The 14,301-nt window shown below is 73.9% G+C and carries 17 protein-coding genes; 15 read left to right on the top strand and 2 right to left on the bottom strand.

Annotation, left to right across the window (positions count from 1 at the left end):
- Positions 1 to 49 precede the first annotated feature (49 nt).
- The 6 genes from ACZ51I_RS23950 to ACZ51I_RS23975 all read left to right on the top strand — a co-directional run bounded on the left by ACZ51I_RS23950 (position 50) and on the right by ACZ51I_RS23975 (position 5,614).
- Positions 50 to 1,504 carry an NAD(P)H-hydrate dehydratase gene (locus tag ACZ51I_RS23950; protein WP_468879244.1) on the top strand — a complete coding sequence of 485 codons (1,455 nt, stop codon included), beginning with the start codon at positions 50 to 52 and terminating at the stop codon, positions 1,502 to 1,504.
- A gap of 124 nt (positions 1,505 to 1,628) precedes the next feature.
- Entirely contained in the window at positions 1,629 to 2,489 is an 861-nt protein-coding gene (locus ACZ51I_RS23955; RefSeq protein ID WP_468879247.1) for a L,D-transpeptidase, read from the top strand.
- Positions 2,490 to 2,509: 20 nt separating this feature from the next.
- On the top strand, positions 2,510 to 3,658 hold the full coding sequence (gene alr, locus ACZ51I_RS23960) for an alanine racemase (RefSeq protein ID WP_468879249.1): 1,149 nt from the start codon (positions 2,510 to 2,512) through the stop codon (positions 3,656 to 3,658).
- Between the two features lie 6 nt (positions 3,659 to 3,664).
- Positions 3,665 to 4,840, top strand: a complete 1,176-nt coding sequence (locus ACZ51I_RS23965; RefSeq protein WP_468879252.1) for an alpha/beta fold hydrolase — start codon at positions 3,665 to 3,667, stop codon at positions 4,838 to 4,840.
- A gap of 10 nt (positions 4,841 to 4,850) precedes the next feature.
- Positions 4,851 to 5,357: a tRNA (adenosine(37)-N6)-threonylcarbamoyltransferase complex ATPase subunit type 1 TsaE gene (gene tsaE, locus ACZ51I_RS23970; protein ID WP_468879254.1), complete on the top strand. Its 507-nt coding sequence runs from the start codon at positions 4,851 to 4,853 to the stop codon at positions 5,355 to 5,357.
- Between the two features lie 110 nt (positions 5,358 to 5,467).
- The gene (locus ACZ51I_RS23975) at positions 5,468 to 5,614 is read left to right on the top strand and encodes a hypothetical protein (protein ID WP_468879256.1); all 147 of its coding nucleotides are present in this window, start codon (positions 5,468 to 5,470) and stop codon (positions 5,612 to 5,614) included.
- A gap of 11 nt (positions 5,615 to 5,625) precedes the next feature.
- Here ACZ51I_RS23975 and ACZ51I_RS23980 read toward each other — a convergent pair whose 3' ends face one another.
- Positions 5,626 to 6,192 (bottom strand): hypothetical protein, encoded by a 567-nt coding sequence (locus tag ACZ51I_RS23980; RefSeq protein WP_468879259.1) that lies wholly within the window; start codon positions 6,190 to 6,192, stop codon positions 5,626 to 5,628.
- Between the two features lie 96 nt (positions 6,193 to 6,288).
- Here ACZ51I_RS23980 and tsaB point away from each other — a divergent pair, with 96 nt between their 5' ends.
- The 8 genes from tsaB to ACZ51I_RS24020 all read left to right on the top strand — a co-directional run bounded on the left by tsaB (position 6,289) and on the right by ACZ51I_RS24020 (position 12,105).
- A complete protein-coding gene (tsaB, locus tag ACZ51I_RS23985; protein WP_468879261.1) occupies positions 6,289 to 6,945 on the top strand; it encodes a tRNA (adenosine(37)-N6)-threonylcarbamoyltransferase complex dimerization subunit type 1 TsaB in 657 nt (218 codons plus the stop codon).
- A 26-nt stretch (positions 6,946 to 6,971) separates the two neighbouring features.
- Entirely contained in the window at positions 6,972 to 7,442 is a 471-nt protein-coding gene (gene rimI, locus ACZ51I_RS23990) for a ribosomal protein S18-alanine N-acetyltransferase (RefSeq protein ID WP_468879645.1), read from the top strand.
- The gene (tsaD, locus tag ACZ51I_RS23995) at positions 7,432 to 8,532 is read left to right on the top strand and encodes a tRNA (adenosine(37)-N6)-threonylcarbamoyltransferase complex transferase subunit TsaD (protein ID WP_468879263.1); all 1,101 of its coding nucleotides are present in this window, start codon (positions 7,432 to 7,434) and stop codon (positions 8,530 to 8,532) included. Before rimI ends, tsaD begins: the two co-directional genes overlap by 11 nt.
- Positions 8,533 to 8,543: 11 nt before the next feature.
- Positions 8,544 to 8,783 (top strand): hypothetical protein, encoded by a 240-nt coding sequence (locus ACZ51I_RS24000; protein WP_468879647.1) that lies wholly within the window; start codon positions 8,544 to 8,546, stop codon positions 8,781 to 8,783.
- A gap of 57 nt (positions 8,784 to 8,840) precedes the next feature.
- Entirely contained in the window at positions 8,841 to 9,683 is an 843-nt protein-coding gene (locus tag ACZ51I_RS24005; protein WP_468879265.1) for a polysaccharide deacetylase family protein, read from the top strand.
- A gap of 99 nt (positions 9,684 to 9,782) precedes the next feature.
- Entirely contained in the window at positions 9,783 to 10,148 is a 366-nt protein-coding gene (locus tag ACZ51I_RS24010; protein ID WP_468879267.1) for a YciI family protein, read from the top strand.
- A gap of 67 nt (positions 10,149 to 10,215) precedes the next feature.
- The gene (locus ACZ51I_RS24015; RefSeq protein ID WP_468879650.1) at positions 10,216 to 11,430 is read left to right on the top strand and encodes an RNA polymerase sigma factor; all 1,215 of its coding nucleotides are present in this window, start codon (positions 10,216 to 10,218) and stop codon (positions 11,428 to 11,430) included.
- A 9-nt stretch (positions 11,431 to 11,439) separates the two neighbouring features.
- Positions 11,440 to 12,105, top strand: a complete 666-nt coding sequence (locus ACZ51I_RS24020) for a hypothetical protein (RefSeq protein WP_468879269.1) — start codon at positions 11,440 to 11,442, stop codon at positions 12,103 to 12,105.
- On the opposite strand, the gene ACZ51I_RS24025 is transcribed toward ACZ51I_RS24020, so the two are convergent.
- The gene (locus tag ACZ51I_RS24025; RefSeq protein ID WP_468879271.1) at positions 12,047 to 13,234 is read right to left on the bottom strand and encodes a THUMP-like domain-containing protein; all 1,188 of its coding nucleotides are present in this window, start codon (positions 13,232 to 13,234) and stop codon (positions 12,047 to 12,049) included. The two genes, ACZ51I_RS24020 and ACZ51I_RS24025, sit on opposite strands and share 59 nt — an antisense overlap.
- A gap of 129 nt (positions 13,235 to 13,363) precedes the next feature.
- Between ACZ51I_RS24025 and ACZ51I_RS24030 the strand changes: the two genes are divergently transcribed.
- Positions 13,364 to 14,278 (top strand): polysaccharide deacetylase family protein, encoded by a 915-nt coding sequence (locus ACZ51I_RS24030; protein WP_468879273.1) that lies wholly within the window; start codon positions 13,364 to 13,366, stop codon positions 14,276 to 14,278.
- Positions 14,279 to 14,301: the final 23 nt, after the last annotated feature.

Genomic DNA, 14,301 nt, shown 5'->3' on the forward strand with positions numbered 1-14,301 from the left:
CCGCACGGCGGGCGCCGCGCCGTGGGGGGTGGTGCGGCAGACTGCCCGTATGCGTACCGCTTACCGCGTCGAGACCGTACGGGCCGCCGAGGCCGAGCTGATGGGCCGCCTCCCGCACGGCGCCCTCATGCAGCGCGCCGCCGCCGGACTCGCCGCCGCCTGCTGCTCGCTGCTCGGGAAGGGGCGGGTGTACGGGGCCAGGGTCGTCCTCCTCGTCGGCAGCGGCGACAACGGCGGCGACGCCCTGTACGCCGGGGCCCGGCTCGCCCGCCGGGGGGCCGGGGTCACGGCCGTGCTGCTCGGCGCCCGCGCCCACGAGGGCGGGCTCGCGGCGCTCACGGCCGCCGGAGGCCGGATCGCCGACGACCCGTTCGCCCCGCTCGCCGGCGCCGACCTCGTCCTCGACGGCATCACCGGCATCGGCGGACGCGGCGGTCTCCGGCCCGACGCCGTGCCCGTCGCCCGGGCCGCGCGCGGCTCCGACGCCGTCGTCGTCGCCGTCGACCTGCCGAGCGGCGTCGACGCCGACACCGGCGAGGTCCACGGGGAGGCGCTGCCGGCCGACGCGACCATCACCTTCGGGGCGTACAAACCGGGGCTCCTCGTCGACCCCGCGCGGGAGTACGCGGGAGCCCTGCGGCTCGTCGACATCGGCCTCGGCGCGGTGCTCCCGGGAGTGCCGGACCTGGAGGCCCTCCAGCACGACGACCTGGCGCGGCTGCTGCCCCTGCCGGGCGCCGAGAGCGACAAGTACCGGCGGGGCGTCGTCGGTGTCCTGGCGGGCTCCGTCCGCTACCCGGGTGCCGCCGTGCTCGCCGTGGCCGGCGCGCTGCGCGGTGGCGCGGGGGCGGTGCGGTACGTGGGCCACGCCGGCGACGCCGTGATCGCCGCGCACCCCGAGACCCTGGTGCACCCGGGGCCCGCCGCCAAGGCCGGACGGGTCCAGGCCTGGGTCGTCGGACCCGGTCTCGGGGAGGGGCCCGGCGCCGCCGTCTCCGTCACGGACGTCCTCGCCTCCGGCGTCCCCGTACTCGTCGACGCGGACGGCCTGCGGGGCCTCGCGCCGGACGCCGTCCGGTCCCGTACGGCTCCGACCCTGCTCACTCCGCACGCCGGCGAGGCGGCGGCGCTGCTCGGCGTCGCGCGGGAGGAGGTCGAGGCCGGGCGGCTCGCGGCGGTGCGCGAACTGGCGGGCCGCTTCGGGGCGACGGTCCTCCTGAAGGGCTCGACGACGGTGGTGTGCGGGCCGGACGGCGGGCCCGTACGGGTCAACCCGACCGGGACGTCCTGGCTGGCCACGGCCGGCAGCGGCGACGTCCTCTCCGGACTCGCGGGCTCCCTCCTGGCGGCCGGCCTCCCGGCCCTGGACGCGGCCTCCTGCGCGGCCTACCTCCACGGGCTCGCCGCGCGGCGGGCGTCCGAGGGCGGTGCGCCGGTGACGGCCACGGACGTGGCGGACTCCCTGCGGGGGGCGTGGCGGGACGTGACCGGGGGCGGCGCCTAGCCGAAAGGGCGGCGGCGCCCGTTCAGGCCGTACGAGCGTCCCGACCCCCACTCGGGCGAAAACCGTTGACCCAGCCGTGGGTTCCCGCGCGCTCCCGGGGCGCGGTGCGGCTTGTGTGGGTGGGGTGATCAGTGGGAGAAGCCGTACCGCGCCGTTCCTGTTCGCCCTCGCCGCCTCGCTCGCCCTGGGGCCCGTCGCCCTCGCCGCCCCGCCCGTCGGCGACCCCGACCCGCTCGTGCCCGGGGTCGTCGGGGGCGGCCGGGCCGAGTACCCGATGGACACGCCCGACCAGGTGCTGCCGCCCTTGCGGACGGAGGAGGACGTGCCCGTCCCCGAGCCGGGGAAGGAGGTCGACGAGCTGGTCGAGTACCTGCCCCGCAGCGCCGTCGGAACCGGAACCGCCTGCACCGCCCGGACGGGGACCCATCAGCGGCAGGTCGAGCGGCTGCTCGGACTGCGGGTCGACGGGAAGCAGTCCGTCGCCGACTGCCGGGCGATCCGCGCCTTCCAGGTGAAGGAGAAGATCAAGCCGGCCGTCGGGTACGCCGGGCCCGTCACCTGGGCCCGTGCCGAGCTGCTCGCCGCCCGGAAGAACCTCGACCCGGGCCGGCGCTGCCCCGTGAAGACGTACGCCGTCGCCTGCGTCGACCTCGACCGTCAGCTCATGTGGGTGCGGAAGGGGACGAAGGTGACGTACCCCGTGGTCAACATCCGTAGCGGGCGCCCTGGATACGCCACCCGCACCGGCTGGCACACCGTCTACTGGCGGCACAAGGACCACTGGTCGTCCATCTACGACACCCCCATGCCGTACGCCCAGTTCTTCAGCGGTGGCCAGGCCTTCCACGCCGTCTACGGGCAGCTCGCCACCCCCACCGGCAGCCGTGGCTGCGTCAATCTCGGCCACGGCAACGCCCGGAAACTCTGGGACGTCCTCCGTAAGGGTGACCGGGTCTACATCTGGGGGAAGCGGCCCGGCAGCTGACACCTGAGAGACTGGGCGCGATGACTGAGACACCTCCGCCCCCGAGGGCCCGCGCCGAGATCGACCTCGGCGCGCTGCGTGCGAACGTCCGCACGCTGCGCGCCCGTGTCGCCCCCCACGTCCGGATCATGGCCGTGGTCAAGGCCGACGCGTACGGACACGGCGCCCTGCGCTGTGCCCGCGCCGCGCTGGACGCGGGCGCGGACTGGCTCGGCACGGCCACCCCGCACGAGGCGCTCGCCCTGCGCGCCGCCGGGATCACGGACGTGCCCGTCCTGTGCTGGCTGTGGACCCCCGGAGACCCCTGGGACCAGGGCATCGAGGCCGGTCTCGACATGTCCGTGAGCGGGATGTGGGCCCTGGACGAGGTCGTCCGGGCCGCGCGGGCGGTCGGGCGGACCGCCAGGATCCAGCTCAAGGCCGACACCGGGCTCGGGCGCAACGGCTGCCAGCCCGCCGACTGGCCCGAGCTGGTCGGGGCCGCCCTGAAGGCGGAGGCCGACGGGTTCGTCAAGGTCACCGGCCTCTGGTCGCACCTCGCCTGCGCCGACGAGCCGCACCACCCCTCCATCGCGGCCCAGCTCGCCGTCTTCCGTTCGATGCTGGACCACGCCGAGCAGGCGGGTGTCCGGCCCGAGGTCCGGCACATCGCCAACTCGCCGGCCACCCTCACCCTGCCCGAGGCCCACTTCGACCTGGTCCGGCCCGGCATCGCGATGTACGGCGTGTCGCCGAGTCCCGAACTCGGCACCTCCGCCGAACTCGGCCTGCGGCCCGTCATGTCGCTCAAGGCGAGCGTCGCGCTCGTCAAGCACGTGCCCGCCGGGCACGGGGTGAGCTACGGCCACCACTACGTCACCGAGGGCGAGACCACCCTGGGCCTCGTCCCGCTGGGGTACGCGGACGGCGTTCCCCGGCACGCCTCCGGGCGCGGTCCTGTCCTCGTCGGCGACCGCGTCCGCACGGTCGCCGGGCGCGTCGCCATGGACCAGTTCGTGGTCGACCTCGGCGGGGACACCCCCGAGCCCGGCACCGAGGCCGTGCTCTTCGGCCCCGGCGACCGGGGTGAGCCGACGGCCGAGGACTGGGCGGTGGCCGCCGACACCATCGCGTACGAGATCGTCACCCGGATCGGGGCGCGCGTCCCGCGGGTCTACCTGGGGGAGTAACCCGCGATGGCGGAGTCGAGTGGCAGCAGCTGGCGGCGTGCCGGGTTCGCAGGCGCCGCGATAGGCGTCCTCGCCGCCGGAGCGGCCGCGGGTGTCGCCGTCGAGCGGCTCACCGTCGGCCGTTCCGTACGGCAGAAGGCACGGCTCGCCCTGGACGCCACCGGGCCGTACGGCGGTCTGCGCGGCACCCCCGGCCGGGCCCTCGCCGACGACGGGACCGTCCTCTACTACGAGGTCGACGAGGTGGGCGAGGCCGAGTCGGACCCCGCCTCCGCCGGTCGCCGCCGGCGGCTCTTCGGGCGGAAGGAACCCGCTCCCGTCACCGTCGTCTTCAGCCACGGCTACTGCCTCAACCAGGACTCCTGGCACTTCCAGCGGGCCGCCCTGCGCGGGCTCGTCCGTACCGTCCACTGGGACCAGCGCAGCCACGGCCGCTCCGGCCACAGCGGCCCCCAGGACGGGCCCGAGAGAGCGCCCGTCTCCATCGACCGGCTCGGGCGCGACCTCAAGGCCGTCCTCGACGTCGCCGCGCCCGAGGGCCCGCTCGTCCTCGTCGGACACTCCATGGGCGGCATGACGGTGATGGCGCTGGCCGAGCAGTACCCGGAGCTGATCCGCGACCGGGTCGTCGGCATCGCCCTCGTCGGCACCTCGGCGGGGAAGCTGGGAGAGGTGTCGTACGGGCTTCCGCCCGCCGGCGTCAACGCCGTCCGGCGGGTCCTGCCGGGCGTCCTGCGGGCGCTCGGCTCCCAGGCGGAGCTGGTCGAGCGCGGGCGGCGGGCGACCGCCGACCTCTTCGCCGGGCTGATCAAGAAGTACTCGTTCGCCTCGAAGGACGTGGACCCGGCGGTCGCCCGCTTCGCGGAGCGGATGATCGAGTCGACCCCGATCGACGTGGTCGCCGCCTTCTACCCGGCCTTCGCCGAGCACGACAAGGCCGCCGCCCTCGCCGCCTTCAGCGAGCTGCCGGTGCTGGCGCTCGCCGGGGACAACGACCTGGTCACGCCCAGCTCGCACACCGAGGCCATTGCAAGCCTCCTGCCCGACGCGGAGCTGGTCATCGTCCCGGACGCGGGTCATCTGGTGATGCTGGAGCACCCCGAGGCGGTCACCGACCGGCTGGCCGACCTGCTGGTGCGGGCCGGTGCCGTCCCGGCCGGGGAGCCCTTCCGTACGAGCTAGATTTGCGGGTATGGAAGCAGCGCACCCGCACCAGCCCGTCTCCGGCGCCACCCTCTCCGTCGATTCCCCGCAGCAGATGCAGGAGCTCGGCCGCCGGCTCGCGAAGGTCCTCCGTCCCGGCGATCTCGTCATGCTCACCGGCGAGCTCGGCGCCGGGAAGACCACCCTCACCCGCGGCCTCGGTGAGGGCCTCGGGGTGCGGGGCGCCGTCACCTCCCCGACCTTCGTCATCGCCCGCGTCCATCCCTCCCTGGTCGGCGGCCCGGCCCTGGTCCACGTCGACGCGTACCGCCTCGGCGGCGGGCTCGACGAGATGGAGGACCTCGACCTGGACGTCTCGCTGCCCGAGTCCGTGGTGGTCGTCGAGTGGGGCGACGGCAAGGTCGAGGAGCTGACCGACGACCGGCTGCACCTCCTCATCCACCGGGTCACCGGGGACACCGACGACGACCGGCGCACGGTCGTGCTGCGCGGGATCGGCGCGCGCTGGGCCGAGGAGGATCTCGAGCTGTTCTGACCGCCCGTAGGTTCCGACAACGTGTCGGGAAGGTGTTGCGTGGGTCGTACGAGCCGTGGTCACATGGAGGCACGAGCTGGTTAGGTGTACCTAACCTACGGGAGGCATGCATGGCGACGCCCGAACGCGCGGAACCCGGCCGGGACCACGTCCCGATGAGTGAGCTGCTCGCGTCCTGCGCGGCCGCCCGGACCCTCTCGACACCGCCGCCGGCCGAACCCGAGGACGAGGAACCCGTACGGGACGAAGCGGCCTAGCCCCGGACGTCCTAGGCGACGACGACGACCTTCGCGCCGATCACCGCGAACGACCACAGGGCGTCCCCGTCGGCCCGCTTCATCCGGATGCCGCCGGTCTTCCGCGCCGGGTCCGGGGACGGCGTCGAGCCGTCCACCGCCGCGCTGAAGCCGATCGCCACGTCCTGCGCCGTCGCGAACCGCACGACGTGCTCGATCTGCACCCCGTCCGAACCGCGCACGGAGCCCGAACGCGAGGTCACCCGGTACGCCCCGGGCACCGGGTCGACCGTGCTCGGCCAGACCGTGAACGTCCGGGTCGCCTTGTCCTTCCCGTCCACGATCCACACCCGGCGGTCGGTGAGCGAGTACACGACGCGCTCTCCGGTGCCCGAGTCCGCGGGGACGGCGAGGGGATTCCCGGAGGGCTGCTTCGGGCCGCCGCTCGGCGAGACCGACGGGGCGGCCGTGCCCGGCGTCCGCGGCTTCACCGACAGATCGGCCGGGGCGTTCGCCGAGGCCTGGTAGGCGAGGAAACAGACCGCGGCGACCGCCGCGGCCGTGAGCCCGGCCACGAATCCCGAGCTGCTCCTTGCCACCGTGCCCACCTCTCGTACGAACGTATCGAAGGGTGACGGTAGCAGCCGCCGCCCCGAGGTTCGGGGCAGCGTGCCCGGGAGCCGTAGGCTGTTCGCGTGCTGTTGCTCGCCATGGATACCGCCACCCCCGCCGTCACCGTCGCCCTCCACGACGGCGAGGCCGTCGTCGCCTCGTCGAGTCAGGTCGACGCCCGCCGCCACGGGGAGCTGCTGCTGCCCGCCGTCGACCGGGTCCTGAAGGAGGCCGGGCTGAAACTCGACGCGGTCACCGGGATCGTCGTCGGCGTCGGCCCCGGCCCGTACACCGGGCTCCGGGTCGGCCTCGTCACCGCCGCGGCCTTCTCGTCCGCGCTCGGCGTGCCGGTGCACGGCCTGTGCACCCTCGACGGCCTCGCGTACGCCTCCGGGATCGACGAGCCCTTCGCCGTCGCGACGGACGCGCGCCGCAAGGAGGTCTACTGGGCGCGGTACGAGGACTCCCGCACCCGCGTGGGCGACGCGGCCGTCGACCGGCCCGCCGACATCGCGGGGGCGCTCGCCGGGCTCCCCGTCGTCGGCGCGGGCGCCCGCCTCTACCCCGAGGCCTTCCCGGACGCCCGCGACCCCGAGCACCAGTCGGCCGCCGCGCTCGCCGGGCTCGCCGCCGAGCGGCTGGCCGCGGGTGAGGACCGCTTCCTCGACCCGCTGCCGATGTACCTGCGTCGGCCCGACGCGCAGGTGCCGAAGAACTACAAGGTGGTCACCCCCAAGTGACGACCGTGACGACCGTGCTCCGTGAGATGCGCTGGTGGGATCTGGAGCCGGTGCTCGCGCTCGAAGCCGGGCTCTTCCCCGAGGACGCCTGGTCGGCGGGGATGTTCTGGTCGGAGCTCGCGCACGCGCGGGGGCCGGGTGCGACCCGGCACTACGTGGTGGCCGAGGACGGCTCCGGCCGCCTCGTCGGATACGCGGGTCTCGCCGCCGCCGGCGGCCTCGGCGACGTCCAGACCATCGCCGTCGCCCGTGACCAGTGGGGCACGGGCCTCGGCGCCCGGCTCCTCACCGACCTCCTCCAGGCCGCGACCGCCTTCGAGTGCGAGGAGGTCCTCCTCGAGGTGCGCGTGGACAACACCCGGGCCCAGAAGCTCTACGCACGCTTCGGCTTCGAGCCCATCGGCTTCCGCCGCGGCTACTACCAGCCCGGCAACGTGGACGCGCTCGTGATGCGACACATCGTTCAAGGAACAGAGACTGATTCAGATGGCTGCTGACGAACCGCTCGTACTCGGCATCGAGACCTCCTGCGACGAGACCGGCGTCGGCATCGTCCACGGGACCACCCTGCTCGCCGACGCCGTCGCCTCCAGCGTCGACACCCACGCCCGCTTCGGCGGCGTCGTGCCCGAGATCGCCTCCCGCGCCCACCTGGAGGCCATGGTCCCGACGATCGAGCGCGCCCTGAAGACGGCCGGGATCTCCGCGAAGGACCTCGACGGCATCGCCGTCACCGCCGGGCCCGGCCTCGCGGGCGCACTGCTCGTCGGCGTCTCCGCCGCCAAGGCGTACGCCTACGCGCTCGGCAAGCCGCTCTACGGCGTCAACCACCTCGCCTCGCACATCTGCGTCGACCAGCTGGAGCACGGCAAGCTGCCCGAGCCGACGATGGCCCTGCTGGTCTCCGGCGGGCACTCCTCGCTGCTGCTCTCCTCCGACATCACCTCCGACGTCCGCCCCATGGGCGCGACCATCGACGACGCGGCCGGCGAGGCCTTCGACAAGATCGCCCGCGTCCTCGACCTCGGCTTCCCCGGCGGACCGGTCATCGACCGGCTCGCCAAGGAGGGCGACCCGGCGGCGATCGCCTTCCCGCGCGGCCTCAGCGGCTCCCGGGATCCCGCGTACGACTTCTCCTTCTCCGGCCTCAAGACCGCCGTGGCCCGCTGGATCGAGGCCAAGCGGGCGGCCGGCGAGGACGTGCCCGTACGGGACGTCGCCGCGTCCTTCCAGGAGGCGGTCGTCGACGTGCTCACCCGCAAGGCCGTCCGGGCCTGCAAGGACGAGGGCGTCGACCACCTGATGATCGGCGGCGGCGTCGCCGCCAACTCGCGGCTGCGGGCCCTCGCCGAGGAGCGCTGCGAGCGCGCCGGCATCCGGCTGCGGGTGCCCCGGCCGGGGCTGTGCACGGACAACGGCGCGATGGTCGCCGCCCTCGGCTCCGAGATGGTCGCCCGCAACCGGCCGGCCTCCGACCTGGAACTGTCGGCGGACTCGTCCCTGCCGGTGACGGACCCGCACGTGCCCGGTGCGGCGCACGACCACGACCATGTGCACGAGGTCAGCAAGGAGAACCTGTACTCGTGAGGGTCACCCTGATGTGGGAGGCGCGGGCCGCCCAGGGCCGGGGTGCCGAGCTCCTGGAGTGGGCGCGGGCGCAGGTCCTCGCCCGCGAGCCGGTCCGGCGGGAGCTCTTCCGGGCCCCGCAGGACCGGGTCCTCGTCCTCACCTGGTGGGAGGCGGAGACCTTCGACGCCGATCTGCCCGAACTGCCGGAGCCGGACGCGGAGCTGATCACCCGTCCGGTCCACCGCTGGCGCTTCGAATCGATCGAATAGGCGATACGCGACCGAAAGTCGAGCAACCTTTCGATCGCTGGGGGCATCCCACAGCGCGTGAAGAAGACGATCGCGCTGTGGGCGGCCCTGACCGCCGTCGCCCTCCTGGTGACCGGCTGCACGGTGGACGAGCCCGCCGCCGCCGCTCCCACCCCGACGGTGTCCCCCTCAACCGGGGAGGCCGGGCGCAAGGCCCCCGGGGCTCCCCGGGCGCCCGCTGCCGCCGCGTACCGGACATGGGGCCTGAAGCCCTTCGCCGCCCCGCCCGCCCCGCCCGCCGTCAAGCCGGTGGTCCGCGCGGCCGGCGGGCCGGTACCCGTCATCAGCGAGATCCCCACCCGCGAGAAGATCGTCTTCATCACGATCGACGACGGTGCCGAGAAGGACCCCGACTTCGTCCGGATGACGAAGGACCTCAAGGTCCCCTTCACGATGTTCCTCACGGACGCGGCCATCCGCGCCGACTACCCGTACTTCGCGCCGCTGATCGCCCAGGGCCACGGCCTCGCCAACCACACCCTCACCCACCCCGACCTGCGCACCCTCGGTCCCGAGGCCCAGCGCCGGGAGATCTGCGGGCAGCAGACGAAGCTGAAGCAGCGGTACGGCACCACTCCGCGCCTCTTCCGCCCGCCGTACGGCAACTGGAACGAGGCCACGCGCACGGCGGCGGGGGAGTGCGGGATCGACGCGATCGTGCTGTGGCGCGAGTCCATGCAGATCAAGAACATGCAGTACCAGCGCGGCGACCGGAAACTGCACCCCGGCGACATCATCCTGGCCCACTTCCGGGGCCCGTCCGAGCTCAAGGGCCGCACGATGACCGAGATGACGGCGACGCTGCTGCGGAAGATCCAGGAGCAGGGCTTCACCGTGGCACGCCTGGAGGACTACGTCTGAGAAAGATGTCCGGGTGCCGTGTCGATGCGGACGGATCCCGTTCGACGTATGTGTGGACGGCGGGGAACGGCCCCGCCCACCCCACACCGAGGAGTCGTCATGCCCCGCTTCCTGTCCCTCGTCCGCATCGAGGAGAACACCATCGACATGGAGAGCGCCGACCCCGGCTTCGAGCAGCGGATGGGCGCGCTCTTCGAGGAGATCACCAAGGCCGGCGCCATGGTGGACACGGCAGGGCTCCGGCCGACCGCCGAGGCCACCCGGATCACCTGGTCGGACGGTGAGCTGTCGTTCACCGACGGCCCGTTCACCGAGACCAAGGAGGTCGTCGGCGGTTACGCGATGCTCCAGTGCAAGGACATGGCCGAGGCCGTCGAGTGGGGGAAGCGGTTCCTGGCCGTCCACCCGCCGCACTGGAAGGTCGGCCTGGAGGTCCGCGAGGTCGAGGAGATGCCGGAGGGCTGACCCGCGCTGTGCTGTCATGTGAACCGTGACAGCCACGGTGGAGAGCACGCTCGAGACGGTCTTCCGGATGGAGTCGGCGCGGATCGTCGCCACCGTCGCGCGGATCGTCCGGGACGTCGGCATCGCCGAGGAGATCGCCCAGGACGCGCTCGTCTCCGCCCTGGAGCAGTGGCCGCGCTCGGGGGTCCCGGACCGTCCGGCCGCCTGGCTGACGGCCGCCGCCAAGCACCGCGCCGTCGACCTCGTCCGGCGGCGCGAGACGTACGCGCGCAAGCTCGCCGAGGTGGGCCGGACGCTCTCGGAGGAGTCGTACGACCCCGAGCCGTCCGGTCCGGGCGACATCGACGACGACGTGCTCCGGCTCGTCTTCACCACCTGCCACCCGGTGCTCTCCGCCGACGCCCGCGCGGCGCTGACCCTGCGGCTCGTCGGCGGCCTGCGGACGGACGAGATCGCCCGCGCCTTCCTCGTGGCGGAGGCGACGGTCGCGGCGCGGATCACCCGGGCCAAGCGGACGCTCGCGAAGGCGGGCGTGGAGTTTGAGGTGCCGTACGGGGAGGAACGGGCCGCGCGGCTCGGCTCCGTCCTGGAGGTCGTCTACCTGATCTTCAACGAGGGGTACGCGGCCACGGCCGGCGACGACCTGCTGCGCCCCGGGCTGTGCGAGGACGCGCTGCGCCTGGCCCGGGGCCTGGCCGCCCTGATGCCGGGGGAGAGCGAGGTGCACGGCCTCGCCGCCCTGCTCGAACTCCAGGCGTCCCGGACGGCGGCCCGCACCGGCCCCGACGGGCGGCCGGTGCTCCTCACCGACCAGAACAGGAGCCGCTGGAACCGGCTGCTCGTCCGGCGCGGCTTCGCCGCCCTGGAGCGGGCGGGGGACGGGCGCTCCTACGGGCCGTACGCCCTCCAGGCCGCGATCGCCGCCTGCCACGCACGGGCCGGTTCGTACGAGGCCACGGACTGGGCGACCATCGCCGCGCTGTACGGACGGCTCGGCACCCTGACCCCGTCCCCGGTGGTGCAACTGAACCGCGCGGTCGCCGTGTCGATGACCGAGGGCCCCGCGGCCGCCCTCCGCATCGTCGACGCCCTGGCCGCCGAACCGGCCCTGGCCCGGTACCACTTGCTGCCGAGCGTCCGGGGCGACCTCCTCACCCGCCTCGGCCGTCCCTCGGAGGCCCGGACGGAGTTCGAGCGCGCGGCGGAGCTCACGCGCAACGAGCGCGAACGGGCGCTGCTGCGGGAACGGGCCGGCGAACTCGGGCCGGAGGAGGGGACTTAGGGTTCTCGCATGTCCCCGCGTACGCCGCTGCCTCCGTCGCCCCCGCCCGCCGAGATCCGGAACTGGCCCGACCGGGACGCGCTGCTCGCCGACCGGGCGCTGGCGCTCGACGAGCTGGGCCGGCGGCTGCTTGGCGGCGGGCGGCTCGCGCTGTTCCTGACCTGGTTCCTGATGCTGCAGCTCGGCTGGGGACTGGTCGGGGTGCTGCTCACCTCGCTCGACAGCGCGCTCGTCGACCCGATCACGATGTTCTTGGGGCTGCTCGTGGCCGTGCTCGGCGTCGGTGTGCTCGTCCCGGCGGTGTGGCTGACCGCGCGCTCCCTGCGGCAGGACCGGATCGCGCGCGAGCGGCTCGTGCGGTGGGCGGTCCTCGACCGGCACGGGCCCACGGACGCCCGGCTGCGCGCACCGGTCCTGAGCGCCTGCTGGATGCTGCTGTCCGCCGTGATGTGCGGCTCCGGTCTGTGGGCGGGCTTCGCCGTCCCCGCGGGCACGACCCGGGAGAACGGGGGCTACGGCCTCGTCGCGTACGGCATGGGTGTCGCGTTGATCCTGTGGATCAACGGCCTGATCGGTCTGACCAAGGCCTTCTCCCACTACCGTCTGGCGGTCCGGGTCACGGGCGCGGCGCCGGCCGGCCGATCAGCATCGTCGGGGCTCCCGCGACCCGAGTGAGCAGCACCGTCGCCGCGTTGGGGCCCTTCGGCTTCACCTTGCGGCGGATCTCCTCGGGTTCGACCGCCGAGCCGCGCTTCTTGACCGTGAGGGTGCCGACCTCGCGCTCCCGCAGCAGGGCCTTCAACTTCTTCAGGTTGAAGGGGAGTTCGTCGGTGATCTCGTAGGCCGCGGCGTACGGGGTGGGGACGAGCGTGTCCGCCGTCACGTACGCGATGGTCTCGTCGATCAGGCCGCCGTCCAGCTCCTCGGCCACCTCGGCGACGAGATGCGCGCGGATGACGGCGCCGTCCGGTTCGTACAGATAGCGGCCGACCGGGCGGACCGCCGGGTCGGGCAGCCCCCGGCCCGTCAGGGTGGTCCCGGAGGGCAGGAGCGTGGCCCGGCGGGCGCCCGGTTCCGTGCCGAACCAGAGCACGGCCTCCTTCACGTCCCCGCCGTCCGAGATCCACTCCGCCTCGGCCTCCTCGGGCACCGCCTCGTGCGGGATGCCCGGGGCCACCTTCAGGGCGGCGTGCGGCGCCCGGCGGGCCGCGGCGATCGCCCAGGAGAGGGGCGGGGAGTACGCCTCGGGGTCGAAGATCCTGCCCCGGCCGCCACGCCGCGCCGGGTCGACGAAGACCGCGTCGTACGGGCTCGTGTCGATCTCCGCCACGTCCGCGCACCGGACCTCGATGAGGTCGGCGAGGCCCAGCGCCTCGGCGTTGGCCCGGACCGCCTCGGCGGTCAGCGGGTCGCGGTCGACGGCGAGGACGGAGATCCCGGCGCGGGCGAGGGCGATCGCGTCGCCGCCGATCCCGGAGCAGAGGTCCGCGACGCTGCCGACGCCGAGCGCCTTGAGCCGTGCCGCCCGGTACGTACCGACGGAGGCGCGGGTCGACTGCTCGACGCCGTGCGGCGTGAAGTACATCCGGTACGCGTCCTCGGCGCCGAACTTCGCCACCGCCCGCTGCCGCAGCCGCGCCTGGCCGAGGGCCGCGGTGACCAGCTCGGCGGGGTGGTCGCGGCGCAGCCGGGAGGCGACCGCGAGCTCCTGGGCGGGGTCGTAGTCGCGCAGGGCGGTGAGGAGCGTCTGCCCCTCGGGAGCGAGCAGGGCGGCGAAGGAGGCGAGGTCGGTCACCCGTCCCATTCTGGGCCCTGGAGCGCTGTGGGCCGGCCGGGGGACGGTGACGCGGTACGGCGGTGTCGCGACCCGCGAGGGGCTCTCGCGCTGACAGGATGCGGCGCCATGCAGCTCGTACGACAAAAGGATCAGATGATGGCAAAAGGCGCGCCCCGCCCCCGCCGGACATTCGGGGCGGCGCTCGCCGTGGCCGCCCTCCTCTCCGCCGCCACGGCCTGCTCCGGCGGCGAGGCGCCCGAGCGCCCCGCACCCGCCCCCGCCGCCGGACAGCAGGCCCAGGGTGCGGCCGGCGCCCTCAGCGCGTACGTCGAGAAGGTCCGGGCGCAGCGGGCCGCCCGCGTGCTCGCCGCCAGGAAGTGGGGCCTCGCGAAGGTGCCGCTCGACGCCCCCGCCCCGCCCGCCGTGAAGCCGAGGATCACCACCCGCAAGGGCTTCGAGACGGACGGCGAGGGCCTCCCGCCCGTCTTCACCACCGTGCCGACCAAGCAGAAGGTCGTCTTCCTGACGATCGACGACGGCGCGGAGAAGGACCCCCGGCTGCTGAAGATGATGAACGAGCTCCGGATCCCGTACAGCGCCTTCCTCAGCGACTACGTCGTCAAGGACGACTACGGCTACTTCGCGAGGATGCAGAAGTCCCAGGAGTCCGGCGTCTCCCTGCACAACCACACCCTCCACCACCGCTACCTGCCCGGACTGTCGTACAGCGAGCAGAAGCACGAGATCTGCGGCATGCAGGACGTCATCCAGAAGCGGTTCGGCAAGCGGCCCCCGCTCTTCCGCCCGCCCTACGGCAACTACAACGAGGACACCCTGCGCGCCGCGAAGAGCTGTGGCGTCAAGGCGGTCCCGCTCTGGGCCGCCGAGGCCTTCCCGGACCACATGGAGTGGCGCGAGTGGGACCGGGACCTGCACCCCGGCGACATCGTGCTCACCCACTTCCGCGGCAAGGAGGACTGGAAGGGCACCATGCCCGACATGATCCGCCGGGTGATGAACGTGATCACGGCCAAGGGGTACGCGGTCGCGAAGCTCGAGGACTACGTGTGAGAGCGCGGGAGCGGCGGTGGGTG

The organism is Streptomyces sp. NPDC034084 (assembly GCF_055575535.1).